Origin of the sequence: Streptomyces sp. NPDC048496 (assembly GCF_043200055.1) — a bacterium.
Classification (GTDB): domain Bacteria; phylum Actinomycetota; class Actinomycetes; order Streptomycetales; family Streptomycetaceae; genus Streptomyces.
Genome location: NZ_JBICXB010000003.1, coordinates 188505 through 214299, shown reverse-complemented (window position 1 = coordinate 214299; position 25795 = coordinate 188505). Strand labels below are relative to the sequence as shown.

Annotated in this window: 22 protein-coding genes; 8 read left to right on the top strand and 14 right to left on the bottom strand. The window is 70.3% G+C overall.

Going from position 1 to position 25795, the window contains the following annotated elements:
- Positions 1-558: 558 nt before the first annotated feature.
- The 4 genes from ACGFSA_RS05300 to ACGFSA_RS05285 are packed head-to-tail and all read right to left on the bottom strand — an operon-like array spanning position 559 to position 5200.
- Positions 559-1614: a hypothetical protein gene (locus ACGFSA_RS05300; protein WP_393299901.1), complete on the bottom strand. Its 1056-nt coding sequence runs from the start codon at positions 1612-1614 to the stop codon at positions 559-561.
- Between the two features lie 11 nt (positions 1615-1625).
- Positions 1626-2561 carry an N-acetylneuraminate synthase family protein gene (locus tag ACGFSA_RS05295; RefSeq protein ID WP_393299898.1) on the bottom strand — a complete coding sequence of 312 codons (936 nt, stop codon included), beginning with the start codon at positions 2559-2561 and terminating at the stop codon, positions 1626-1628.
- Between the two features lie 12 nt (positions 2562-2573).
- Positions 2574-3815, bottom strand: coding sequence for a cytidylyltransferase domain-containing protein (locus ACGFSA_RS05290; protein WP_393299895.1), 1242 nt, complete (start codon positions 3813-3815; stop codon positions 2574-2576).
- Positions 3816-3850: 35 nt separating this feature from the next.
- Positions 3851-5200 carry a DUF6716 putative glycosyltransferase gene (locus tag ACGFSA_RS05285; RefSeq protein ID WP_393299893.1) on the bottom strand — a complete coding sequence of 450 codons (1350 nt, stop codon included), beginning with the start codon at positions 5198-5200 and terminating at the stop codon, positions 3851-3853.
- 207 nt (positions 5201-5407) lie between these two features.
- Here ACGFSA_RS05285 and ACGFSA_RS05280 point away from each other — a divergent pair, with 207 nt between their 5' ends.
- Complete coding sequence (locus tag ACGFSA_RS05280) at positions 5408-6388, top strand: glycosyltransferase family 2 protein (protein WP_393299890.1); 981 nt, start codon at positions 5408-5410, stop codon at positions 6386-6388.
- Positions 6385-7701: a polysialyltransferase family glycosyltransferase gene (locus tag ACGFSA_RS05275; RefSeq protein ID WP_393299887.1), complete on the top strand. Its 1317-nt coding sequence runs from the start codon at positions 6385-6387 to the stop codon at positions 7699-7701. The genes ACGFSA_RS05280 and ACGFSA_RS05275 overlap by 4 nt, the downstream gene beginning before the upstream one ends.
- A 130-nt stretch (positions 7702-7831) precedes the next feature.
- On the opposite strand, the gene ACGFSA_RS05270 is transcribed toward ACGFSA_RS05275, so the two are convergent.
- The 5 genes from ACGFSA_RS05270 to ACGFSA_RS05250 form a co-directional block, all read right to left on the bottom strand.
- Positions 7832-8947 carry an acyltransferase gene (locus tag ACGFSA_RS05270; protein WP_393299884.1) on the bottom strand — a complete coding sequence of 372 codons (1116 nt, stop codon included), beginning with the start codon at positions 8945-8947 and terminating at the stop codon, positions 7832-7834.
- Between the two features lie 109 nt (positions 8948-9056).
- Positions 9057-10400, bottom strand: coding sequence for a polysialyltransferase family glycosyltransferase (locus ACGFSA_RS05265; protein WP_393299881.1), 1344 nt, complete (start codon positions 10398-10400; stop codon positions 9057-9059).
- A gap of 3 nt (positions 10401-10403) precedes the next feature.
- Entirely contained in the window at positions 10404-11369 is a 966-nt protein-coding gene (locus tag ACGFSA_RS05260; RefSeq protein WP_393299878.1) for a glycosyltransferase family 2 protein, read from the bottom strand.
- 559 nt (positions 11370-11928) lie between these two features.
- A complete protein-coding gene (gene leuE / locus ACGFSA_RS05255; protein WP_393299875.1) occupies positions 11929-12606 on the bottom strand; it encodes a leucine efflux protein LeuE in 678 nt (225 codons plus the stop codon).
- 145 nt (positions 12607-12751) lie between these two features.
- Positions 12752-14332, bottom strand: coding sequence for a methylmalonyl-CoA mutase (locus ACGFSA_RS05250; protein WP_393299872.1), 1581 nt, complete (start codon positions 14330-14332; stop codon positions 12752-12754).
- Positions 14333-14556: 224 nt separating this feature from the next.
- Between ACGFSA_RS05250 and ACGFSA_RS05245 the strand changes: the two genes are divergently transcribed.
- Complete coding sequence (locus ACGFSA_RS05245) at positions 14557-15453, top strand: L,D-transpeptidase family protein (protein ID WP_393299869.1); 897 nt, start codon at positions 14557-14559, stop codon at positions 15451-15453.
- Positions 15454-15607: 154 nt separating this feature from the next.
- Here ACGFSA_RS05245 and ACGFSA_RS05240 read toward each other — a convergent pair whose 3' ends face one another.
- The 5 genes from ACGFSA_RS05240 to ACGFSA_RS05220 form a co-directional block, all read right to left on the bottom strand.
- Positions 15608-16759, bottom strand: coding sequence for a hypothetical protein (locus ACGFSA_RS05240; protein ID WP_393299866.1), 1152 nt, complete (start codon positions 16757-16759; stop codon positions 15608-15610).
- Positions 16738-17460, bottom strand: coding sequence for an RNA polymerase sigma factor (locus ACGFSA_RS05235; RefSeq protein WP_393300279.1), 723 nt, complete (start codon positions 17458-17460; stop codon positions 16738-16740). Before ACGFSA_RS05235 ends, ACGFSA_RS05240 begins: the two co-directional genes overlap by 22 nt.
- 375 nt (positions 17461-17835) lie before the next feature.
- Positions 17836-18408, bottom strand: a complete 573-nt coding sequence (locus ACGFSA_RS05230) for a hypothetical protein (protein WP_393299863.1) — start codon at positions 18406-18408, stop codon at positions 17836-17838.
- Positions 18409-18550: 142 nt separating this feature from the next.
- Positions 18551-19291: a DUF4328 domain-containing protein gene (locus tag ACGFSA_RS05225; RefSeq protein ID WP_393299860.1), complete on the bottom strand. Its 741-nt coding sequence runs from the start codon at positions 19289-19291 to the stop codon at positions 18551-18553.
- A 215-nt stretch (positions 19292-19506) separates the two neighbouring features.
- On the bottom strand, positions 19507-21117 hold the full coding sequence (locus ACGFSA_RS05220) for a glycoside hydrolase family 20 protein (protein WP_393299857.1): 1611 nt from the start codon (positions 21115-21117) through the stop codon (positions 19507-19509).
- 259 nt (positions 21118-21376) lie between these two features.
- Between ACGFSA_RS05220 and ACGFSA_RS05215 the strand changes: the two genes are divergently transcribed.
- From ACGFSA_RS05215 to ACGFSA_RS05195, 5 genes are all read left to right on the top strand, one after another.
- Entirely contained in the window at positions 21377-21994 is a 618-nt protein-coding gene (locus ACGFSA_RS05215; RefSeq protein ID WP_393300276.1) for a 2-oxo-4-hydroxy-4-carboxy-5-ureidoimidazoline decarboxylase, read from the top strand.
- Between the two features lie 319 nt (positions 21995-22313).
- Complete coding sequence (gene sdhC, locus ACGFSA_RS05210; RefSeq protein ID WP_393299855.1) at positions 22314-22694, top strand: succinate dehydrogenase, cytochrome b556 subunit; 381 nt, start codon at positions 22314-22316, stop codon at positions 22692-22694.
- 5 nt (positions 22695-22699) lie between these two features.
- Positions 22700-23173, top strand: coding sequence for a succinate dehydrogenase hydrophobic membrane anchor subunit (locus ACGFSA_RS05205; RefSeq protein ID WP_393299852.1), 474 nt, complete (start codon positions 22700-22702; stop codon positions 23171-23173).
- A gap of 29 nt (positions 23174-23202) precedes the next feature.
- Positions 23203-24957, top strand: a complete 1755-nt coding sequence (gene sdhA, locus ACGFSA_RS05200) for a succinate dehydrogenase flavoprotein subunit (RefSeq protein WP_366691082.1) — start codon at positions 23203-23205, stop codon at positions 24955-24957.
- Positions 24957-25724, top strand: a complete 768-nt coding sequence (locus tag ACGFSA_RS05195) for a succinate dehydrogenase iron-sulfur subunit (protein WP_393299848.1) — start codon at positions 24957-24959, stop codon at positions 25722-25724. Before sdhA ends, ACGFSA_RS05195 begins: the two co-directional genes overlap by 1 nt.
- The last annotated feature ends 71 nt before the right edge of the window (positions 25725-25795 follow it).

Here is a 25795-nt window from a genome sequence, read left to right as displayed (position 1 = left end):
GACTTACGAGCAGGGGCGACCTGCAGGTCCTTCGACGTGCGACCTCCCGGACGCGGTCCGTTCCGGACCGCGCCGACCCTCGTACCGTGACCGCCTCCACCGGGTCGCGGTTTCCCGCGACCCGGTTTCCTGCGACGTGGTGGACCTCGACGCGGTGACCCGCGACGTAAAAGTCTTTGAAATACCGGGGAAATCACCCTCCCCAACCCCACCCTTCCTCCCGTCACCCACACGGGTGAGGTTGGCCAATTGGGCTGGATTCGCGTCCGGTTGGTCGGCATATGCTCGCGGCGACCAACAACGCCAGACATGCGACGGCCCCCGGCCAGGACTGCAATCCTGATCGAGGGCCTGACCAACGAGGAAGTCGAGCCTTCCCGATGGATACCCAGCAGATTAGCGTGCCCTCGCGCGCCCCGTCCCGCGTATGCGGGAGCGCCGCGCCGTCGTTCGGCGTCGTGCACATCAACTCCCGGCACACCAGCCGCTTCACGGTCGTCGGCAACCACCTCACTCAGCACTGCGAGCTGTCCCTCACCGCGATCGGGCTCGCCGCGCTCAGGCTTCGGTCACGGCGGTGGCCCGCCACGGGGCGAGGCGCTGTACGTCCCGGGCCGTCTCCGTGACACCGCTCAGGAAACCCTGCGCGCGTGGCGACGCCGTGTCGCGCAGCCACTCCGGGGCGATGTCGCAGACCGCGACCTTGACCTCCGTGCCCGCCAGCGCCAGCGGCAGTGTGTGGACCACCGTGGACGGGAAGCTGAGGACCGTGCGGCCGATCGGGCCGCGGCGGGCGATGAGTTCCAGAGGGAGGTCCGGGCGGACGATCTCCAGGCCGGTGGCGGCTTCCAGGGCGTGGAGCTTGTCGGCGGACTCCCGGCGGTGGGCGAAGTAGCGGGTCGCGCCGTGGGTACGGGCCAGGGCGGCGACCGCCTCCAGGTACTGGGCCCGGTCGATCACGCCCGTCTCGGCCAGGGACGTGCCGACCAGGTCCGCGCCCTTGGTGAGGAGCGGCGGGCCGAAGCGGGCGCGGGTCCAGGCGAAGGTGTTGGGAGTGACCGTGACGCCGGCCGGAGCCTCGACCGGCATGGCGGTGAACACCTCGACCTCGCGGGTCGCTGACGGGGTGAAGCGGCGGCGGGCGGCGGCCGTGACCGGGGCCAGGATCAGGTCTCGCGGGCCCGAGCTGCCCCGCCGGTGCCAGCGCACCAGCCTTTCGCCACGGGCGAGTTGGGCGACGAACTCCATCGTGGCCGTGCCGTCGTCGACCACCGTGAGCCGGCGGGCGCGGACCGTGGACAGGAGGAGCTGCACGTAGCGGGAGAACGGGTCGCCGATCACGATCCGGTCCGCCCTGCGCAGCAGTCCCGTCAGGGCCCGGAGGGTCTTCAGTGGCGCGCCCGCCCCGCCGCGCGCCTCCTGCCAGCGGACGTTGACGCCCTCGTCGCGAGCCAGCTCCGCCATCCGGCGCAGCTGGCCGCGCGACATCGGGTCGACCGGGGGGAGGACGACGACCGTTATGTCCGCCAGGACATGGTCATCGCCTCCCTCTGTGAAGGCCCACTCCAGGACGTTCAGGAGCTGGACCGGGCTCTCGACGAAGGCGAGGTTCACCGGTCGGCCCGTCAGACCGCGACCGGCTCGGCGGCCGGGGCCGCCTCGGTGTTCTCGGCGACGACGCCCGCGACGCGGCGGAGCTTCTTCATCGGGCCGAGCTCGGACTCGTACACCTTCTTGACGCCGTCACCGAGGGAGGCCTCGATGGTGCGGATGTCGCGGACCAGGCGGGTCAGGCCCTGCGGCTCGACGGAGGCGGCCTGGTCGGAGCCCCACATGGCACGGTCGAGGGTGATGTGGCGCTCGACGAACGCGGCGCCGAGGGCGACGGCGGCCAGGGTGGTCTGCAGGCCGGTCTCGTGGCCGCTGTAGCCGATCGGGACGTTCGGGTACTCCTGCTGGAGGGTGTTGATGACGCGGAGGTTCAGCTCCTCGGCCTTCGCGGGGTACGTCGACGTGGCGTGGCAGAGAACGATGTTGTCCGAGCCGAGGACCTCGACCGCGTGGCGGATCTGGCGCGGGGTCGACATGCCGGTGGAGAGGATGATCGTGCGGCCCGTGGCGCGCAGCGAGCGGAGCAGCTCGTCGTCGGTGAGGGAGGCGGAGGCGACCTTGTGGGCGGGGACGTCGAACTTCTCCAGGAAGGCGACGGCCTCGGTGTCCCACGGGGAGGCGAACCAGTCGATGCCACGCTCGGCGCAGTGGTCGGAGATGGCGCGGTACTCGGCCTCGCCGAACTCGACGCGGTGGCGGTAGTCGATGTACGTCATCCGGCCCCAGGGGGTGTCGCGCTCGATGTCCCACTGGTCGCGGGGGGTGCAGATCTCCGGGGTGCGCTTCTGGAACTTGACGGCGTCGCAGCCGGCTTCGGCGGCCACGTCGATCAGCGCGAGGGCGTTGTCGAGGTCACCGTTGTGGTTGATGCCGATCTCGCCGGTGATGTAGACGGGCCGGCCGGGGCCGGCGGTGCGGGTGCCGAGGGTGCGCAGACGGGAGGTGCTCATGGGGGTGTTTCCTTACTTGGTGGTGGAGTTGGTGGGGGTGGAAAGGTGGCCGGTGAGGGTGGGCCCGAGCAGCCACGCCGCGATTTCGCGGATGGCGCCGAAGCCGCCGGGGGTGGTCGTGACGGCGCGCGCCGCGGCACGTACCGAGTCATGGGCGCTCGCTACCGCGACGGGCCAGCCGGCGAGGGAGAAGCAGGGCAGGTCGTTGACGTCGTTGCCGACGTAGAGCACCCGCTCGGGGGCGATGCCGTGCTCGTCGCACCACTGCTTGAGGGCGAGGTCCTTGCGGTCGATGCCGTGCAGGACGGGGACCTTGAGCTTGTGGGCGCGGGCCGCGACGACCGGGTTCTGTTCCGTGGAGAGGATCAGCAGCGGCATTCCGGCCTTGCGCAGGGCTGCGATGCCCAGTCCGTCTCCGCGGTGGACGGCGACGATCTCGCGTCCGTCGGAGTCGATCAGGACCCGGTCGTCGGTCTGCGTGCCGTCGAAGTCGAGGACGACCGCGTCGATGTCCTCGTGGGTCGGCAGCGGTGACGGGTCCAGGAGCGGTGCGAGGGCGCGGGCACGGGCCAGGTCGTGCGGGTCGTCGATCTCCAGGACCCGGGCGGGGTCGGTGGTGACCAGCGCGGTGTGGCCGAAGAAGCGATGCCGGTGGGTACGGAAGCCCGCGACGTCCATCGCGTAGGCGGCGCCGGTCTCCAGCAGGTCCTGGGGCCGGTCCTGGCGGCGCGGGCGGACGGCCTTGTCGTGGTTGACGCCGTAGGTGTCGTCCTCGACCGCACTGCCGTCGCGCCAGATGAAGCCGTGGAACGGGGCGACGGTGACGGCCGTGTCGGCGCCGTCGCGGGCGACCGCGGCGGCCACGCCGTCGATGTCCTCGCGGGTGACGAACGGGCTGGTGCACTGGACGAGCAGCACCACGTCGGCGGGGCGCTCGCGCATCGCCTCATACGCGTCGAGTGCGTGCAGGACCGCCGCCTCGCTGGTCGCGCTGTCGCCCGCGATGGCCGGCGGGCGCTGGACGCAGTGCACGCGCTCGGCGGCGCCGAGCGCCTCGCCCGCCGCCCGGGCCGCGTCCGCGATCGCCGCGTCGTCCGTGGTGACGACGACGTCCGTGACCTCGCGGGCGGTCAGGCAGGCACGGACCGCACGGGCGACCAGCGGTACGCCGCCGACCTGGGCGAGGTTCTTGGCCGGTACGCCCTTGGATCCACCGCGGGCGGGGATCACGGCGAGCACGGTGGGCGGCGTCATCGCTGCTCCTGGTGTCGTGGTGGATATAGAGGTGGTCACAGCTCGCCCATCCGACGGATGACGGGGGCGACCCGTTGGACGCCCTGCCGGTACGCGCCCCGCGCCGCTTCCCGTACCGCGTCGCGGACCGCACCCCGCACCCCGCCGGTCTCGCGCGGCGCGGCGGCACCGGGCAGCGGGTGGCCGTCGGGGGCCAGGTGGTGGCGGGCGAGGATGCCGGGGAGGTAGCCGGGGGCGGTGGCGGGTGTGTAGTACGGGGCGAGGTCGGGCAGGCCGGCGGTGGTGAGCAGGGCGTCGACGCGTGCGCGGGCGTGGTCGTAGGCCGTGGCGTACGTGCCGTCGGCGGCGACGCCCTGGCCGGCCAGCCACTCGCCGTCTGGCTCCGGGCGGTGGCCGCCGTCCAGGTGGTCCCAGGAGGTGAGCAGACCGGAGCCGATGAAGTGGTGGTTGCCGAGGGTCTCGCGGACGCCGAGGTCGGTGAGGATCGCGGTCGGGATGCGCCGGTGCAGGGACTCCAGCGCGGCGGTCGAGGAGACAGTGACCAGCAGGTCGGTGCGGTCCAGGACCTCGCCCATGTGCCCGTACACCAGGCGGAAGTTGGGCGGCAGCCCGCCGGGCAGCCTCTCCGCGAGCCGCTGGTACGGGAGTTCCTCGATGTGCGTGGTGTGCTCGCCGGGCTTGGAGCGCAGCTTCAGCAGGACCTCGCGGTCCGGGTGCAGCCTGGCGTGCTCGACGAGCCTGCGCAGCAGATACGTACGGTCGGCGCGGGAGGCCGGTACGGAGGGCTGGGCGGCGAAGACGACCGTGTCGCGGCCCTCCCGCGGGCGGTGCGGCTCCCCGCCGAGGAACGGCAGCGCGGCCTCCGTGACGGCCGAGGCGTCGGCGCCCACTCCCTCGTACACCGCGCGGAAACGCTGGGCGTCATGGCGGGAGTTGGCGAGGACCACGTCCGCGCCGTGCCGCAGCAGGAGTCCGTCGGCGAGCTTCTCGTAGACGACGCCGACGTAGCCGGTGACGACGACGGGCCTGGCGGGCAGCCGCAGCGCGGCGAGGCCGTGCAGCATCGCCTGGACGGCTCCCCCGACAAGGGCGAGGACCACGACGTCGTACCCCTCGTCCCGCACCGTGTGCAGGAACTCGACGGCCGTCACCTCGCGCACCCGGTCGGTGTCGATACCGACATCGCCGACCTCGGCGAGCTGGCGCGGGGTCGGGGTGGCCCGGCCGCGCAGCAGGAGTCCGCTGATGTCGGCGCGCCGCACCGGCCCCGAAGAGGCACCGGTGGTGAGGCGGCGCGCGGTGAGCGCGCCCCATTTCCACCGGGTGTCGGAGTCTGCGAGCACGGCTACCCGGAGGGCGGTCGTCTTATCGGTACGTGGGGGCACGTCCCAGAACTTAGGAAGGCATTTCGATGCGCGGCCCAACACGGCGGCAACAAACGGTTAACAGCCCACCGACGATTGGCCAATCGACCCGGAAAATGGCCGGGCAACCCACGGATTCACGCCGGTTCACCATTTCCACATGCGCCGTTCACCCGCAGTCCTTTTCCGGTACAAGGCAAATGCCGAACCCGCCCTTAGCGTGACCGAGTGGTTAAGCTCTCCGTCATCGTGCCGTTCTACAACGTGCAGACATACGCCCCCGACACCCTCAGAAGCCTGCGCGCCAACGCGCGCGAGGACTTCGAGTTCATCCTCGTCGACGATGCCTCGACCGACGGGACCGCGGACATCCTGCGCCGGGCGCGGGACGAGATCCCGGGGGTGGTCCTGCGACGCCACGAGCACAACCGGGGACTGGCGACCGCCCGCAACACGGGCCTCGACGCGTCGAGCGGCCTGTACGTCACGTTCCTCGACGGGGACGACTGGCTGGCTCCCGGACACTGCGCCCGTCTGGTCGCCGCGATGGACCGTCTGGGCTGCGATTTCGTACGGACCGACCACGTACAGTGCACCGCCAAATCACGCACCGTAGCCCGGGTGCCGCACGGCTTGCGCGACGTGCCGATGCGTCCGCGCGACGCGATTCTCCCGGTCGGCCGCACCACCTCCGTCGACTACCCGTACGCCTGGGCCGGCGCCTATCACCGCCGCCTGGTCGAGCGCGGTCTGATCCACTTCACGGCCGGACTGCACACCGCCGAGGACCGGCCGTGGATCTGGCGGCTGCACCGGGAGGCGGAGTCGTTCGCCGCGGTCGGGCTGCTCGGAGTGTTCTACCGGCGCGGTGTCTCCTCCTCACTCACCCAGATCGGCGACCTCCGGCAGCTCGATTTCATCCGCGCATTCGATCAGGTCCTGGAGGAGACCTCACAGGATCCGGAGGCCGACGCGCTGCTGCCGAAAGCCGTACGCACCTATTGCGCGCTCATCTCCCATCATCTGGCGACGATTTCCAAATTCGAACCGGCCGTGGCCCGCAGTCTTCTCGACATGAGTGCGGCCGCACTGCGCCGTATGCCGCAGGACATCCTGAAAGAAACGATCGACTCCATGGGCATCGACAGGTCCGCCCGGCTGCGGCGGCTGCGCCGCCGGCCCTTCGCGGGTGCGGGGGCCACCGCATGACCACTCAGATCTTCTGCGCGTCCACCCTCTACGGTGCGGCCACCCTGGCCGCGGCCGTCGACGCGGGCCTTGTCCGGCCCGCGGACCGGCGCATTCTGCTGATCAGCAACAATGCCGCCGTCCCCGAGGTCGCGCCGGCACTCGACGCGATGCCGGGCTTCGAAGCGCTCCGCGACCGGTTCGACGACATACTCTCCTGGAACGCGACGATCGCGCCGTTCCATCCATCGGGCTGGTCACCGCGGTCCGAGGACATCCCGCTCTGGGAACGCCATCTGCGCAGACTGTGGAAGCTCGGCGACGACGACGTCGAGCTCACCGTCGAGTCCATCCAGGTCAACCCGGCTCTCGCCGTCACCGGGATCTTCATGGGCGCGGCCGTGGATGTGTACGCGGACGGGCTGATGAGCTACGGGCCCACCCGGATCAAGCTCGATCCGCTGCTCGGTACGCGCGTGCGCCGACTCCTCCACCTCGATCTGGTGCCGGGCCTGAAGCCCTTGCTGCTGACGGAGTTCGGCGTCGAGGCGGAGGTCATCCCCGGTGACGCCTTCCGCAGAGTTCTCGGGGAAGTCGGAGCGGTCTCGCCCGCACCGGATGTCCCGTACAGCAGTCCGGCACTCCTCCTCGGCCAGTACCTCTCGGCACTGGAGATCCTCACGGCCGAAGAGGAAGAGGATCTCCACCTGCGGATGCTGCGGGGCGCCACGGCGCGCGGGCACCGGGAGATCGTCTTCAAGCCCCATCCGACGGCGCCCGCCCGCTGGTCCCGTCTGCTGGAGTCCGAGGCCGAACGGCTCGGTGTGGAACTCACCGTGCTCGACGCGCCGGTACTCGCCGAGACGCTGTACGAGCAGCTGCGGCCGGCACTCGTCGTGGGCTGTTTCTCCACCGCGCTCTTCACCGCCCGGCACCTGTACGGTCTGGACACCGCCCGCACCGGAACGGGAACGCTGCTGGAGCGCCTGACCCCGTACCAGAACAGCAATCGCGTACCGGCGCTCCTCGCGCACACCCTGCTGCCCGAGCTCGAAACGGGGCGCACCCGGACGCCGGGGGATCCGGGCCGGCTCGTAACCGCGATCGGGTTCACGATGCAGCCGCGGATCTACCCGCATCTGATGCCGGCCGCCGCCGCGTATCTCACGAACGGTGTCACACCGAACGAACAGCAGCTCTTCTCCCGTCGCAAGCTGACGCTGCTCGGGCTCCCCGGCGGTCTGCCCGGCAAGCTCGCCCCCCTCTCCCGCAATCCCGCCCTGCGGCGGGCAGCGAGCAGGGCACGCCGACTGGGACGGACCGTGCTGCGCTGACGGAGGCCTTTCGGTCCGGGCCTCGGACGGGCCGCACGCGGCGCGTCGGCCCTTCGGGGCCCGCGCCGCGTGCGGCCCGTCCGGACCCGGCAGCCCGTCCGGACCCGGCAGCCCGTCCGGACCCGGCGGTTCAGCCGAGCATCCGGCTCATCCCGAGCCGCCCCCACAGCAGGGCCGCGCCGAACGACAGCACCGTGGTCGCCGCGGTCACCGCGAGGACCATCGCCGCGGCCGCCGGCAGCGTCAGATCCACGGAGACGAGCAGCTGCGTGAGCGCGCCGAGGATCAGGACATGCACCATGTAGGCGCCGAACGACGCGTCGGCCAACCGGGTCAGGAGAGGACGCAGTCCCTCGGGAACCCGCAGCCGGTGCAGGGTGAGAAGCACGCCGACGCTGAACAGGGCCACCAGCACACTGGCGTACGGAATCGCGTAGTGGACCTCGTGCTGGTACGCGATCACCGCGACCAGCGCCGCCGCCGACGGCAGCGCCCACAGCAGGCGCCGCTTCCCGAAGGCACCGGCGGGCAGCGCGAACAGGAGCGCCCCGAGCACCGCGTAGATCAACTGGTACGGGCCGAAGCCCCAGCCGAAGCGCGGTACGTCCCAGCCCGTGACCGCGGAGAGGTCACCGAAGAGGGACGGTGCCGCCGCCAGGGCCAGGAGCGCCACGCCCAGACCCCAGGGCCGCTTGCCCGACCTCACCATCGCTGTGAAGGCCAGGAGCATGATCACGGGAATGTAGGCGTACAGGTACCAGAGGTGGTAGGCGGGGCGCACCGAGGCGAAGAGCGAGTCGAGCGCCAGGTCGCCGACCGGATCGTCGTTGGTGCCGCGCAAGCGGCCCCACCCCAGATAGACCGCGGTCCACATGGCGAGCGGCAGCACGATGCGGACGATGCGCCGCCGCAGCCGTGCGCCGTCCTTCGGCGGGGCGCCGACGAGGACGACCCACCCGGCGATCGCGAAGAACAGGGGGACGGCGAATCGGCCTGCCGAGTCGGCCACCAGCCCTGCCCAGTAGGTACCCGATCCGCCCGACGGCTTGCGGCCGACGGCGTTCACGAACGCGGAGCCCGTATGGCAGAGAATCACACCGACCGAGCACAGCAGTCTGATCAGATCGATGTCGTAACGGTGCTCGCTGCGCGGGCCGGACTCCCGGGCCTGCTCGGCCTGTGGGTCCGTTGTTGCCGGTGAGGGCGAGGAGGCCGGTGTTCCGGCCGGGGAGACGGTGGATGACATGGTCTTCGAAGGCTATGAACGCACCGCCGCCCGAGGAACTCCGGCGAGATGAACAGTCACTTCCTGGGGATGACGCCGAGGTGAAGGACAGGTGCCCGTTGAGCGGCCGTCACAGGCGCAGGGTGCTGCGGGTGCGCCGCACCGTCCGGCGCAGTCGGACCGCGGCGCCCTCGGCACTGCCACCGGGCAGGGAGAGCTTGCCGAGACGGCGGCGCTTGAAGTAGTGCTGGGTGCTGCCGTCCAGCCGTTCCCGCAACCAGGCCTCCGCCTCGCCGCGCAGTTCCGGGTGGAGATCGGACTGCATGCAGTAGCCGACCGTGCGAACCAGGGGGCCCAGGGTCGCCGGTGCGCTGTGGGGCAGTGCGGGAACATCACCGCCGCCGTGGTGCTCCAGATCGCGCACGAGGTGGTCGACGATCGTCAGCGGAATGCGGTTGCTGTTCTCGTACGGAGTGATGCGGTCCAGCACCCGGCCCGTGCCGACACGGGCAACAGGTATGCCGTAGTACGCCGCGGCGGTGAACATGGCAGTCGAGAAGCAGCCGACGACGAGCGTGGGTGCGCACCGCTCGAAGAGGGTCTCCGCCAGCAGGGGCGTGTCCATCGTGACGAGCCGGACCCCGGCCTCGGCCGCGACGCTGTCCAAGGCGTCGGAGTAGCGGACGGGGGCGGTGGGGTGGGGCTTGAAGAGGACGGATGTGTGACCGGCCCGGGCGGCCCCGCGCAGCATACGGATGTGCAGGTCCTCCTCCTCGTCGGCGGTGAGGATGTCGAGGGCGGCCAGGTACTGGCCCAGGAGTACGGCGGTGGGGGCCTGCGCCACCGCCTCGGTGAGCTGCGGGTCGCCGTCCGCCGCACCGGCGATCTCACCGAGGACCTTGCGGAAGGCGTCCGCCGGTACGAGTTCGGGCTCCACGTCGAATTCGGACAGGAGCATGGGTCTGAGCCCGGGCACCAAGTCGAGGTGCAGCACGCGTTGGACGCGGCAGCCCATCGACTGGGGCAGCTTGGTGCGGGTCGGTCCGTAACTCATGAGGCCGTCCGCGTAGACATGCAGGGTGCTCTCGGAGAAGATCGCCGCGAGCGCGCGGGCGGGGTGGACCTGGATGGATTCCAGGACCAGCTCGGCGGGCTCCTCACCCAGCCCCCAGGCGAGCCGGAGTGCGCGCTGCCACAGCACGACGTCCTCGGCACGCGGACCCCAGGCGCCCGGGTGGTACGGGCGGATCGCCTCGTTCCAGCTCACGACGGAGTCGAAACGGGCGGCGATGCGGTCGAAGCCGAGCATCGCGTCCAGGCCGGCGGCGGTCTCCGGCACCAGGGCGTTGTTGCACAGCAGCAGGATCCGACGGCTGTCCGCCGGTGGTCCGAACTGGCCCGCGTCGAGCGCGGCGGCGAGCGTGGCGGCCCCGTACAGGGTCGACACCTGGAAGATCTGGGTGCGCGTGGGCATGGGTCAGGCGGCCTTCTGCTTGTCACGCAGGCGTCGGAGCAAGGTGCTGCGCTTCGTGTCCATCGTCATCAGGGTGTGGTCCAGTACGTGCTGGGGCATACGGTGCAGCGCGGCAACCGACTCCTGCCTCAGACGGCGGGCGGTGGCGGCTTGGTAGTCCCCCGCCTTCGCGATGTGGAAGGCGATCAGGGCGCAGTAGGTGCGAACTGCCTTGGGCAGAAGGAGTTCCGCGTCCCGGTCCTGCCCCAGCTCGTCCAGCAGGGTGTCGTACGCGGGGAAGAAGTCCAGCTGGCGGGAGTCCTTGATCTGGGTCAGCGAAGTGGCGACCCCGCGCCGGTAGAAGATTCCGTGGAGCCCCAGGACCGCGTAGCTGCGGGCCTGCAGGTGCAGCCGCCAGGTCCACAACCGGTCCTCGGCGGTGCGCAGTACGGAGTCGAAGCGCAGGGCGCCGTCCTCGAAGAGCCGTCGGTGGTAGAGCCCTGCCCAGACGAAGGGGTAGTCGACCATCGTCTCCATCCCCGGGTAGGCGATCCCCGCACGCGGGTCCGTCGCCCTGTCCCGCACCCGGGCGGGGGCACGGCGGATCACCCGGCTGGTGCCCGTCGACTGGACGTGGTCGTTGCGGACGAAGTCGACGCCCAGCTCCTGCGCGGCATCCAGCAGTCGGTCCAGGTGCCCGGGTGCGTACCAGTCGTCGCCGTCGAGAAAGGTGAGGAACTCACCGCTCGCCGCCTCGATTCCGCTGTTGCGGGCGGCGGCGATGCCCACGTTCGTGTCGTGCCGGATGACCTGGGCCTGCGGGAGCCTCGCGGCCCAGCGGTCGATGACGGACGGCGTCTCGTCTGTGGAGCAGTCGTCGACCAGCAGGAATTCGACGTCCCCGGCCGCATTGCGGGCAAGACTACCCAGCGTGGTGTCGGCATACGGGGCGACATTGTGGAGCGGTACGACAACGGACAATTTCGGCACGCCGGCCCTCGCCTTCGATCTTGTAGCCGCCCAACGTAATCAGGCACGTCGAGGACGGAGTGGCCGCCGGGGCGACGGGTGGTGAACTCTGGACGACACCCACGTGACGCCTGGCGTGATCGCGGCAGCGGCGGGCTGCCTGCGGGACGGAGCCCCGCCACCCACTTCGAACGTGCCTCCATCACCTGCCGGCGGCGCCTGGACGGGACGCTGACGACCGCCCGGTTCACCCAGCGGCGTCTGGCGCGACTGGCAGCGGGCGTCGTCCGAGGCTGCCGCCACGGTGCCGACCGCGTTCACCTACACCACCCTCGACGGCGAGACCTGGGCCTACACCTTCCGTACCGCCGACAACCAGGATCTCATCTACACGACCACCAAGCAGATACACGACCGCCAAGCAGAGCTACGGCCTCGCACGCACCGCCGCGAGCACCGAGCAGGCCGCGCCCGAGTTCCAGGAGCAGGTCCTCCCCAAGCCGTCCGACAACTGATCCACCGCCCCCCGGGGGGCGGGCGTCGCGACATCGGCGCCCGCCCCGTCACGTCACACGCCGCGTCACACGCTGCTGAGTGAGAGCTTCGCCGCGAACCCGAGGAACAGCACACCCGCCGCCGAAGTGGCCCCGGCCGACAGCCGCTTGCGGCGGCGGAAGGCGGCGGACAGCCGGGTGCCGCCGAATATCAGCATCGACAGGTAGAGGAAGCTGGCGATCTGCAGCAGCGTGCCCAGCAGCAGGAAGGACAGCGCCGGATAGGCATACTCGGGGTCGACGAACTGCACGAAGAACGAGATCAGGAACAGGATCGCCTTCGGGTTGAAGAGGCTCACCACGAGCGCCCGCCGGTACGGCCGCTCCACCGCTCCGGCGGCCGTCCCCGTCCCGCCCGGTCCGGCGGCCTCGTTCGTCAGCTCGGCGATCTGCTGGTGCCGCTCGCGCCACATCGAGACCGCAGCCCGCAGCATGCCGATGGCGAGCCAGGTGAGATAGCCCGCGCCCGCGTACTTGACGATCGCGAAGAGCACCGGCGTGGTCTGCAGCAGAGAGGCGGCGCCGAGCGCGGACAGCGTCATCAGCACCGTGTCACCGGTCCACACACCGGCAGCCGCCACATACCCGGTCCGCACACCGCGGCGGGCGGCGACGGAGAGCACGTACAGCGAATTCGGCCCCGGCAGAAGGACGATCAGCACCAGGCCGACGAGATAGGTCGGGAGATCAGTGACACCCAGCATGAACAGGAGTGTCGCACGGGGGTACGACACTGCTCCTCGTGCTGTATGACAGCCACGGCATCCTCCTTTCGGGGACCACTGTTCACGAGCTAATCCGTGGCCACGGACATTCGGCAAGAGATCACCCTCGCGGGTGCACATCGCCTCAGAACGTGTCCGACGGCACGTACGCCCCCCACACCTCCCGCAGCGCGTTGCACACCTCGCCCACCGTCGCCCGCGCCGCCAGTGCGTCCTTCATCGGGTACAGGACGTTGTCCGTTCCCTCGGCCGCCTTCTTCAGCCGGCCCAGCGCCTCGTCGACCGCGCCCTGGTCGCGCTCGGCCCGCAGCTTCGCCAGCCGCGCCGCCTGCTGGGCCTCGATCGCCGGGTCGACGCGGAGCGGCTCGTACGGCTCCTCCTCGTCGAGCTGGAAGCGGTTGACGCCGACCACGACACGCTCGGCGCTGTCGGTCTCCAGGGCGATGCGGTACGCGCTGCGCTCGATCTCGTTCTTCTGGAAGCCGCGCTCGATCGCGCTGACCGCGCCGCCCATGTCCTCGACCTTGCCCATCAACTCCAGGGCGGCGGCCTCGACGTCGTCCGTCATCTTCTCGACGACGTACGAACCGGCGAACGGGTCGACGGTCGCGGTGACGTCCGTCTCGTACGCCAGGACCTGCTGGGTACGGAGCGCGAGCCGGGCGGACTTGTCGGTCGGCAGGGCAATCGCCTCGTCGAACGAGTTGGTGTGCAGCGACTGCGTGCCGCCGAGGACCGCGGCCAGCCCCTGGACCGCGACGCGCACCAGGTTGACCTCGGGCTGCTGCGCGGTGAGCTGGACGCCCGCGGTCTGGGTGTGGAAGCGGAGCATCAGCGACTTGGGGTTCTTCGCGCCGAACTCCTCCTTCATCACCCGGGCCCAGATCCGGCGGGCGGCACGGAACTTGGCGACCTCTTCGAGGATGGTCGTACGGGCGACGAAGAAGAAGGAGAGACGCGGGGCGAACTCGTCGACGTCCATGCCGGCCGCGACGGCGGTACGGACGTACTCGATGCCGTCCGCGAGGGTGAACGCGATCTCCTGCGCGGGCGAGGCTCCGGCCTCCGCCATGTGGTAGCCGGAGATCGAGATGGTGTTCCACTTCGGGATCTCGGCCCTGCAGTATTTGAAGATGTCGGCGATCAGCCGCAGCGAGGGCCCCGGCGGGAAGATGTACGTGCCGCGGGCGATGTACTCCTTGAGGACGTCGTTCTGGATGGTGCCGGTCAGCTTGTCCGCCGGGACGCCCTGCTCCTCGCCGACCAGCTGGTAGAGGAGGAGCAGCAGGGCGGCGGGGGCGTTGATCGTCATGGACGTGGAGACCTTGTCCAGCGGGATCCCGCCGAACAGCACCCGCATGTCGTCGATCGAGTCGATCGCCACCCCGACCTTGCCGACCTCTCCGGACGCGATCGGCGCATCGGAGTCGTGACCCATCTGGGTGGGCAGGTCGAAGGCGACGGAGAGACCCATCGTGCCGTTGGCGATCAGCTGCTTGTAGCGGGCGTTGGACTCGGAGGCCGTGCCGAAGCCGGCGTACTGCCGCATCGTCCACGGCCGGCCGGTGTACATCGTGGGGTACACGCCGCGCGTGAAGGGGTAGGCGCCGGGCTCTCCCAGTTTGTCGTCGGCGTCCCACCCGTCGAGTGCGTCCGGCCCGTACACCGGCTCGATGGGCAGTCCCGACTCCGACTCGCGCGTCATCTACTGTGCCTCCCACTGAAGCTACTAATTGGTAACCAACGACCCTCGCGACGGACTGTAGCGGTGGCCGCGCGACCGGTGGAGGGGCACCGGCTGGGACCTTGCTCACAGGGTGCGACCTACCCCCTTCGCCACCGCACTCACCATCATGCGTGGGCTTTGGCAACCGGGCAGAGCGGGAATCCGTCCCAAGAGACAACGAAGGAATAAGGGGGCCGAGACTGATGCGGATACACAGAACCCGGCACGGCGGAGGAACAGCACACCGGGCAGGGGCTACGGCGGTGACCGCCGTCGCCGTCCTGACGCTGGCCGCCACGACCGCGGGCTGCCAGGCGCAGGCCTCCGGCGGTTCCGCGGCGAAGCCCTCGTCCCCGCCCAAGACCTCCGCCCCGGCGACCGACGACGCCAAGCCCGCCGCGACCCCCTCACCGCCGACCGCCGCGCCCTCGCCATCGGCGCCCGCCGCACCGAAGCCCGCTCCGCAGGGCAGGACGCTGATGGCGACCGGCTCCGAGGGCAAGCAGGTTCGGGAGCTGCAGGCCCGGCTCCGTCAGATCGGCCACTTCGACCGCAGCCCGACGGGCTACTACGGGACGCTCACCGTCGCCGCCGTGCAGTCCTTCCAGGGCAAACGCGGTCTGTCCCGTACCGGACGGACGGACACCGTCACCTGGCAGAAGCTGGTCGCCATGACGCGGAAGCCGACGGCCGCCGAGCTGAACCCGCCGACCTCCCGGCCCGCCGCCAGGCCCGACAAGCGGTGTATGACCGGGCGGGTGCTCTGCATCAGCAAGAACAGCCGGACCCTGTCGTGGATGATCGACGGCCGGGTCGTCTCCTCGATGGATGTGCGGTTCGGCTCGCAGTACACGCCGACCCGCGAAGGCACCTTCTCCATCTACTGGAAGTCCCGGCACCACGTGTCGACGATCTACCACACGGCCATGCCGTACGCGATGTTCTTCAGCGGCGGTCAGGCGGTGCACTACTCGGCGGACTTCGCGGCCCGCGGCTACACCGGCGCGTCGCACGGCTGCGTGAACGTCCGGGACGAGGGAAAGATCGCCGCCCTCTTCGACCAGGTGCGCAACGGCGACAAGGTCGTCATCTACTGGTGAGCGGAGGTGAGGAAAGGGGGCGCGGGCGGGACCGGGGGAACGTGTCCCGCCCGCGCCAGGTGCGCTGAGCCGAAGGTACGGGGGGAACCCCGGCTCTGTGCGCTGCCGATGACCAGTCGGCTCATTCTGTACAGCGTCGACGGGCCGAAAAGTGTCACACCCGGTGCCGGCGGAGCGGCCGGAACGGCTCAGCCGTCGACCGGACGGCCGGAGGCGTGGCCGCCGGGGAGGTGACATCGGTCGGGGACGCCGAGGCCGACGGGGCCGGGGTACCGGGCGTGAACCAGAGCGACTGGAGCGCGTTCGCGCTGCCGTCGGCCCGGTTTGCCGCGTCCGCGCCGGCATCGTTCTGCTCGTCGGCGCCGCTCTCCCCCTTCCCCTGGTCGCCCTCGTCACCGGCCTGGTCGACAATCCGCTGACAGAACTGGTCCAGGTTGTCGGCGCCGTCGGCCAGCTTTTCGAGGCGGCGTCTGCGGGTGTCGTTGATCTTGCCGTCGCGGTAGTCGCGGCACGCATTGAGGGTCCCACCCCACGTGTCGTCCTGGCCGCCGCCGGGCGTGCCCTTGCTGTCGGTCGCGTCCGGGGAACGGGGGCCGGCGCTCCCGCCGTTCCGGGCGCCGCTCCCGTCCGGGGTTCCGACCGGGCCGGGCGTGCCGTCCCGTTCGTCCCCGCCCTGGTGGGTTCCACCGGAAGAATCCGGGGACGGGTGCATGTCCGGCGATCCCGACGGCGGGGCCGTCGTCCTGCCGGACGCGCCCCCGGAGCCCCGTTCCTCCGGAAACGCGGACGCCGATACCGAGGAGGCCGGCAGCGGGTTGGCGTGTTTGCCGAACGGACCGGGAAGCACGCCCGCACCTGCCGCGACAGCCACCCCGCTGAGCGCGCAGCCGGCGAGGGAGGCGGCAAGACCGAAACGGACGGGACGGCTCCAGCGCGACGCACGCGCGCGGCCGTCCTGGGAGGACGAAGGAGCGCTGCGTACCGGTCCCAGCGTCTGCGGCTCGCTGTCCTTCACGGCGTGTCCCGCCGACCGGACGTCCGCCGATGCCGTCGCCCGCATCCCTGCGCGCGCGGTGCGCGGGACCGTCCGGAACGCGGCCAGCGCGGCAGCCTCGCCCGGCAGTTCACCGGTGGCCGGGCGGGCACTGCGGGCAGCCGCGTCCAGCGCGGCCGCGAGCCGTTCGGCGTCGGCGCGCGCATGGCCCTCGCCGGGATCGACCGGTTCGCCGCGGAGCAGTCGTTCCGCCGCGTCCCTGTCAAGCCATGCGTCCTGCTCGTCGGCCATCACATGTCCCTCTGCGTCCACGGACGCGAATCCGTCACACCGGCGGACGTCGCCAGACCGTTCCGGGAAGGGCGCTGCGCGGGTACGGCGCCGAGCTCCGCCGCATGACCTGCGGCGCTCCCGTGCGGCAGAATTCCCCGCGATGCGCCCTTCTCGCCGCCGTCCTCGTCGCTGTCCGCGCGGAGCAGCTCCGCCAGCCGCTTCAGTCCGCGGTGCGCGGCGGTACGTACCGCTCCCGGTCGCTTGCCCAGCGTCTGGGCCGCGCTCTTCGCATCCAGGCCGACCACCACGCGCAGCACGACGGCCTCGGCCTGATCCTGCGGCAGTTGGGCGATGAGGGACATCGTACGGCCGGTGGCCAGGGCCTCGATCGCCTCGTCGGCGGTGTCGGACTCGGCCGGTTTCTCCGACAGTTCGGTCTCGTCGCCGCCGATCGCGGGGCGCCTGCCGCGCATGCGCAGATGGTCCAGAGCCCGGTTACGGGCAATCCGCGCCGCCCAGCCGCGGAACCGGTCGGCGTCTCCGCTGAACCGGTCGAGGTCGCGCGCTATCTGCAGCCAGGACTCGCTCGCCACGTCCTCGGCGTCCGGCTCCCCCACCAGCGTTCGTATGTAGCCCAGCAGCCGCGGCTGCACAGCGCGGTACACAGAACGGAAGGCGTCCTCGTCCCCGTCCTGTGCCGCGAGCACCGCGGCGGTCAGCTCCGCGTCGTCCCCCAGCACTCCCTCAACCCGCCCTGCTGTCCTGAATCGCAGCTGGTCACCACTGCCGCGCCACCCTGCGCGACTCAGCACGCTACGTGCTCCGCAGGGGCCGCGTCCATGACTTGTGCAACCCGCAACGTCCTCGGACACGTTGAGGTGTGACAGAAAACGCACTCACGGCGCTGAGAAGAGTACGGGGTCGTCCTGCGGCCCCGCGGAAGACGACCGGGGCCTCTCCTGTGGGGGGTGGCGGCCCCGGTCGTCCTCGTTCTTCCGGGGAATCTCCCGAGACCGCCCGGTGTGCGCCGCCCGCTCAGTGCCCGAAGAACGCCCGGCAGCCGGGGCTTCGTCCGTCCGGCGATGGAGGACGGAACGGTCACCGGACGGACCCGATCACTCCCCGCCCGGTCCGCGCCCCCGTGCCCTCCGCGCCGTCGCCGCGCGCAGCACTCGTTGTCCCTCCGTCGACGCGTCCCGCACCTGGCGCAGGCCCGCAGCCCCCGTACCGGAATCCGCAAGCATCTCCAGGATGCGGATCTGGCGGCGTACTTCCCCGGCCACCAGCGGCCCCGCCCCCGCCGGATCGCCCTCGCGGCAGCGCCTCAGCAGATCCGCCCCGGCACCGGGCATCGCGTCCTGCCCGAGATGGACCTCCAGGGCCAGCAGCGAGCACGCGTCCGCCCACTCCCGGAGCCCCGGAGCCGCCCGGTCCGCGGGCGCATCGTCCAGCAGCTTCCGGATCTGCGGCGCCGCCCCCTCCGTATCCGCCGCGGCGTCCAGCACCGCGCGCACCTCCGCAAGGCGGTCCGGCCACACGGAACCGTCCGCGCATCCCGCCCAGAGCGGGCGCAGCGGATCCGGATCGGCCCCGGCAGCGGGCTGCGGCAGGCAGCGGTCGAGGCAGGCGACCGCGCTCGCGACGAGCCCCCTCTCATCGGCGGCGGCGATCAGTTCCAGCAGGCTCATCGGTGTCTCCCGTCAGCCCGTCCCCTTGCGTGCACGCAAGGGAACTTGGCGCTTCCTGTTACCGCATTCAGCGCCGAATGGCTCAAAATCATCACTGTGGGAGGCCGAATAGCGTCGCCCAGCGGGTGCACCCCCACAGATGTCAGTGGGCCCGACCCGCTGAAGGCTGCACGGTGAGCGGATACACGCCGAGCGCCACCCGCTCCCCCTGCATCCGGGTCAGCTTGCGTACGAAGAGGACCGCGAGCACCGCGGCCACGGCGTCGAGCGTGTCGGCCACCATCAGCTGCCCCGCCGCGTCCATGACCTCCTGCGGCTCCTCGGCCTTCAGGTACTGCCGGGACGCGTACCGGCCGAAGACCAACGAACAGACCCACGCTCCCCACCACAGGTTCATCACGGTGGCCGGAACGGTGCGCCGGCTGCCGTCGGTGTTGGTCTGGGCGCTCGCGGTCCAGATGCCGCCCGCGATCCGGCGCGGCAGCACGAGGTTGGCGAACGGGACGAACCAGGCGCCGACCGCCCACCCGGGCTTCATCTGCTGCATGCTCGGGTCGAACACCTCGGCATTCAGCCGCACCCGCCGGAACCAGATGATGAAGAAGACGGCGGTGGCCAGGGTCGTGACACCCTGCAGCGCGCCGGCTGACCCGTACAGATTGTCCGCCAGAGTCGCCTCCGCCTCGTCATACGTCGCGAAGTCGTTCTCCAGCCCGTCTCCCAGCAGGCCGCGGATGTTCAGCCCCGCCGCCACGGCGAGCAGGTCCACCACGGCGACGACGGCCAGCAGAATGACGACGGCCTTCGCGAGCCCGTTCGGCGAGCGCAAGTACTGCTGCGGTGCGACGAAGGCCGGGACCGGTGGCACGGACGCCTGGGACATCGGCGTCGCCGGACCGGCCGGGCCGGCGCAGAGAAGACAGTGTCCGTCCGCGGTGACGGGCGGTCTGAGACGGCAGGTGGAGCACCGCATGAAGTGGAACCCCCCAGGATTCTGAGCCGGGAACGCAGGAAACGCGCGCCTCTCCCCGAAACACGCGGCCTGCGAACGTAACCCCGGTCCACTCCACTGTCCACAGGGAATCCGCCCGGTCCCGCTCAGCCCGTCCCGTCGATCCGCGCGGCCAGCGCCCGGAACTGATCCCAGCTCAGCGCCGGTTTGCCTGGATCCCACAGCTTCTGGGCCGTCGCCCGCAACGGCATCCGGATGCCCTGCGCCACTTGCTGCGGAGTCTGCGCGTTCGGCAGGTCGCCCCAGACCGCGAACCGGCCGCCCAGGATCTGCTTCGAGTAGCGGGCCGGTACCGGCTGCGTGCCGCGCAGGACGAGCGGGGTCCACTGTTCGTAGATCCGCTTCCCGGTCGGGTAGACGAACGCATTGGGCTGGCCGAGCACGTAATAGAGGAACTCGTCGTTGAGGTTCACCACGCGCCGGCCCTCGTTCAGATACTCCTCCGGCGGTCGGGCGCCGTACTCCTTGCCCGTCCAGTACTCGACCTCGATGTTCTTGTCGGCCCGGACGGTTCCGCCGCGGAAGAAGCCGTCGTTCCAGGCCTTGGGCTGCTGCCCGTGCGTGCGTGCCACCGCCGCGCGGTCGTTGAGCCATCCGGTGGCGAGGTCCTTGATCCCGGCCGCCGGTCCGTACTTCTGCTGGGCGGCGCGCTGGAGCTGCGGGTACGAGACGGCCGGGTCCTTCACCATCAGCGCGCGGTACTCGTCCCCGCCCAGGTGCCAGTACGCACCGCCGAAGAGCTCCGCGAACTCGCCGATCAGTTGGTCGACGAGTTTCGCCGCGCCCGGATTGGAGATGTCGAGCGATCCGATCGAGCGCACGCCCGCCGTGTTGCGCAGCTGGAGGTCCGGATGGGCGCGCAGGACGGCGCCCAGATGGCCCGGTGAGTCGATCTCGGGGACCACGTCGATGTGCAGCCGGCCCGCGAGGCCGAGGATCTGGCGGACCTCCGCCTTGGTGAGGTGCTGGGGCGACACCACCTCGGGGTGGGTGTCGGACTGGATCCGGAACGCCTGGTCGTCGGAGAAGTGCAGGCCGAGCTGGTTGAGCTTGAGGTCGGCCATGTCGCGCAACCGGTCCTCGATCCAGCCGACCGTGTAGTACTTGCGCGCGATGTCGAGGTTGAGTCCGCGCTGCGGCCGGTCGGGCCGGTCGCGCACCTCGCCCTCGGGCATCATGCCGTCGGCGCGCAGCGACTGCTTCAGCGTGCGGGTTCCGTAGAAGACACCCGCCTGGTCGGGTCCGGTGATGACGACCCGCCGGCCGTGGGTCTTCAGGGTGTACGACTCGGGGGCCCCGGCACCGGGGGCGCCGAGGGCCAGCTCGACATCGCCCGCACGGGCCGGGACGGCGCCCCGGTAGGGGATCTTCAGCTCCTTGGCGAGCAGCTGCGCCTCGTCCGCGAGCGGTCCGCTGTCTCCGGCGATCACGACGCTGCTGCCCCGGCCCGGCCGCCAGCCGGGGCCGCGGGCAGCGATGTGCTCACGTACGGCGGGGATGGCCCGGGGCGCCGTGGAGAGCGGGTAACTGCGGCTCGGCGAGGGAGTGAGGGAGGCGCGCGAGGAGACGCCGGCCACGGACGCCTCCCCGGTGCGTCCGGTGTCCGCACCTTCCGGCCAGACGACGACGGTGATCGTCACGGCGGCTGCCGCCACGAGGGCCGCACCGGCCGCGAGGGCTCCGCGTGAGGGCGACATCGGTCAGAAACCTCCGACTGTGGCGGGTAAAAGGGAAGAAGTAAGGAGATAGTTGGACATTCTCCTCGAAGAATCGTCCATCAGACGTGCCGAAACTCTCCCTTCCGGGTGAAATTCGTGCATCCGTCGCACGACCGTTGCCTGGCCCCGATAGCGTTGGGGCACATTCGTCCCTCCCTTCACCCTGTGTCTCCCTGGTTTCCGATCCCCCTCACCGCACCGGGCTCACAGGGATGCCGATGTTTCGAGGAGTCCCACGCTGTCCAGGCCCAGCGAGTCCCACGCCGGCCTCCCGGAACCACCGCAGCGGCGGGTCGGCCCGCCCGCGCTCCCCGCCCAGAACCGCGGCCCGGCCCCGGCCTGCCTCAGCGCCCGCTCCCTCGGCCTCGACCGGTTCAACACCGCACCGACCGCCGACGCCGAAGCCGCGCTGCTCGGCTGCTGCGGCAGTACCCGTTGGGCGCAGCGGCTGGCCGCTCACCGCCCGTACCCCGATGTGGACGCCCTCCTCGCCGCCGCGGACGAGGCGGGGTACGACATGGCGCCCGCGGATCTCGCCGAGGCGCTCGCCACCGAGGTCTCCCCGGGACTGCACCACGCCGCACCGCACTCCGCGCACCTCGCGCTGAGCGCCGGGCATGCCGCGTACGAGAGCCGCTTCGGCCATGTCTTCGTGATCTGTCTCGACGCCTTCCGCCCCGCCGAGCACCCGGACCAGGTGCTGGCCGGCATCCGGGCCAGGCTGGGCCACGACCCCGACGAGGAGCGGGTGGTCACGGCGGACGAGATGCGCCGACTCGCCCGGGGCCGCATCATCGAGCTGGTGACGGGTGCCGGGTCGGCCCGATCCGGACGAGAGGCCCTAGGAGGGTGCTGAAGATCTTGGCCGGATCAGCGAGCGGCGTCCGGTGCGTGCAGCTGCAACGCGCCGAAGCGGCCTCATAGCGGAGCTGTCAGGCCGTTGTGGCAACGCCGCAGATGTGCGTGCAAGACGCCGGGAGCCCGGCCAAGATCTTCAGTGCCCTCCTAGCCCGTCCGTGCCTGTTTCATTGCCACTTAGATCACACCAGAGGCCCCGGCGCGAGCGAACCGACAAACCGTCGCTACGATGGCCGGGGCCGGTGGACCGTACCCGGCCGGGTCAGACCGACAGTCAAGCCGGCCGACCCCAATCCCCGCTCCCGGAGGGTTCTTCCGTGCCGGCTGGAACGCTGTACCGCGGCCGGGAAGGCATGTGGTCGTGGGTGGCTCATCGAGTCACCGGTGTCCTCATTTTCTTCTTCCTGTTCGTACACGTCCTGGACACCGCTCTCGTCCGCGTCTCCCCCGAGGCCTACGACAACGTCGTGGCCACGTACAAGACCTGGCCTGTCGCGCTCCTCGAATACGGCCTGGTGGCCGCGATTCTCTTCCACGCGCTGAACGGTCTCCGTATCGTCGCCGTGGACTTCTGGGCCAAGGGCCCGCGCTACCAGAAGCAGATGCTCTGGTCCGCGATGGGCATCTGGATCGTGCTGATGGTCGGGGCCGTGTACCCCGTCCTCGGCCACGCCGTACGCGCAGTCTTCGGGAGCTGAGGCCAATGTCCACCGAGTCCTCCGCGATCGGCGCCGTCGAAGGCGTCAGCCTCTACGACGTCGACCACCCGGCCCCGGTCATCGAGCCCCCGCGCACGCGGACGGCCAAGACCCCCAAGGGTTCGCGCACCAACTTCGAGATGTACGCCTGGCTCTTCATGCGCCTGTCGGGCATCGTGCTCGTCGTCCTGGTCATCGGCCACCTGCTGATCCAGCTCGTGCTGGACGGCGGTGTCTCCAAGATCGGCTTCGCCTTCGTGGCGGGCCGCTGGGCCTCGCCGTTCTGGCAGGTCTGGGACCTGGCGATGCTGTGGCTGGCCATGCTGCACGGCGCCAACGGCCTCCGTACGGTCATCAACGACTACGCCGAACGGGACAACACCCGCTTCTGGCTGAAGATGCTCCTGTACACCGCCACGGTGTTCACCGTCCTGCTGGGCACGCTGGTGATCTTCACCTTCGACCCGAACATCCGCTAGGCGCCGGGCCAGAGGGACCAGAGGAAATCATGCAGATCCACAAGTACGACACCGTCATCGTCGGCGCAGGCGGCGCCGGCATGCGCGCGGCCATCGAGTCGACGAAGCGCAGCCGTACCGCCGTGCTCACGAAGCTGTACCCGACCCGCTCCCACACGGGCGCCGCGCAGGGCGGCATGGCCGCCGCGCTCGCCAACGTGGAAGAGGACAACTGGGAGTGGCACACCTTCGACACGATCAAGGGCGGCGACTACCTGGTCGACCAGGACGCCGCCGAGATCCTGGCGAAGGAGGCCATCGACTCCGTTCTCGACCTGGAGAAGATGGGCCTGCCGTTCAACCGCACGCCCGAGGGCAAGATCGACCAGCGTCGCTTCGGCGGCCACAGCCGTAACCACGGCGAGGCCCCGGTCCGCCGGTCCTGCTACGCCTCGGACCGCACCGGCCACATGATCCTCCAGACGCTGTACCAGAACTGCGTCAAGGAGGGTGTGGAGTTCTTCAACGAGTTCTACGTCCTGGACCTGCTGCTGCAGGAGGTCGACGGAGTCAAGAAGTCCGCAGGCGTCGTCGCGTACGAGCTGGCGACCGGCGAGATCCACGTCTTCCAGGCGAAGGCGATCATCTTCGCCTCCGGCGGCACCGGCAAGTTCTTCAAGGTGACGTCGAACGCCCACACCCTGACCGGTGACGGCCAGGCCGCCGCGTACCGCCGCGGTCTGCCGCTGGAGGACATGGAGTTCTTCCAGTTCCACCCGACGGGCATCTGGCGCATGGGCATCCTGCTGACGGAGGGCGCCCGTGGTGAGGGCGGCATCCTCCGCAACAAGGACGGCGAGCGCTTCATGGAGAAGTACGCGCCCGTCATGAAGGACCTCGCCTCCCGTGACGTCGTGTCCCGCTCCATCTACACGGAGATCCGTGAAGGCCGCGGCTGCGGTCCCGAGGGCGACCACGTCTACCTCGACCTCACGCACCTGCCGCCGGAGCAGCTGGACGCGAAGCTCCCGGACATCACCGAGTTCGCGCGTACGTACCTCGGGATCGAGCCCTACACGGACCCGATCCCGATCCAGCCGACCGCGCACTACGCCATGGGCGGCATCCCGACCAACGTCGAGGGCGAGGTGCTGGCCGACAACACCACCGTCGTCCCGGGCCTGTACGCCGCCGGCGAGGTCGCGTGTGTCTCCGTGCACGGCGCCAACCGTCTGGGGACCAACTCGCTGCTCGACATCAACGTCTTCGGACGCCGGTCGGGCATCGCCGCCGCCGAGTACTCGGCGAAGAACGACTACGTCGAGCTTCCCGAGAACCCGGCACAGCTGGTCATCGACCAGGTCGAGCGGCTGCGCAACTCGACGGGCACCGAGCGGGTCGCGACGCTCCGTCTGGAGCTGCAGGAGTGCATGGACGCCAATGTGATGGTGTTCCGTACCGAGCAGACCATCAAGACGGCCGTCGACAAGATCGCCGAGCTGCGCAAGCGCTACCTGAACGTGTCCATCCAGGACAAGGGCAAGCGGTTCAACACGGACCTCCTGGAGGCCATCGAGCTGGGCAACCTGCTCGACCTGGCCGAGGTCATGGCGACCTCCGCGCTGGCCCGTAAGGAGTCACGCGGCGGTCACTACCGCGAGGACTACCCGAACCGCGACGACGTCAACTTCATGCGCCACACCATGGCGTACCGCGAGGTCGCGGCCGACGGCACGGAGTCGATCCGACTCGACTACAAGCCGGTCGTCCAGACCCGCTACCAGCCGATGGAGCGTAAGTACTGATGGCAACCCCGACTCTGGACAAGGCGGAGACCGACCCCTCGGCGTCCCCTGCCTCCCCGTACATCACGGCCACCTTCCGGATCCGCCGCTTCAACCCCGAGGTCTCCGACGAGGCCCAGTGGCAGGACTTCCAGATCGAGATCGACCCGAAGGAGCGTGTCCTCGACGCCCTTCACAAGATCAAGTGGGAAACCGACGGCACGCTGACGTTCCGCCGTTCCTGCGCCCACGGCATCTGCGGCTCCGACGCGATGCGGATCAACGGCAAGAACAGGCTCGCCTGCAAGACGCTGATCAAGGACATCAACCCGGAGAAGCCGATCCTGATCGAGGCCATCAAGGGCCTCACGGTCCTCAAGGACCTCGTGGTCGACATGGACCCGTTCTTCCAGGCGTACCGCGACGTCATGCCGTTCCTCATCACCAAGGGGAACGAGCCGACGCGTGAGCGTCTGCAGTCCGCCGAGGACCGCGAGCGGTTCGACGACACCACCAAGTGCATCCTGTGCGCCGCGTGCACCTCGTCGTGCCCGGTGTTCTGGAACGACGGCCAGTACTTCGGCCCGGCGGCGATCGTCAACGCGCACCGCTTCATCTTCGACTCGCGTGACGAGGGCGGCGAGCAGCGCCTGGAAATCCTCAACGACCGTGACGGTGTGTGGCGTTGCCGCACCACCTTCAACTGCACGGACGCGTGCCCGCGTGGCATCGAGGTCACCAAGGCGATCCAGGAAGTGAAGCGCGCGCTGATCACGCGTCGCTTCTGACCCTTCGGGTACGCCAGTTGCACAGGAGGCCCCGTTTTCCGCAGGAACGCTGCGGGAGGCGGGGCCTCCTG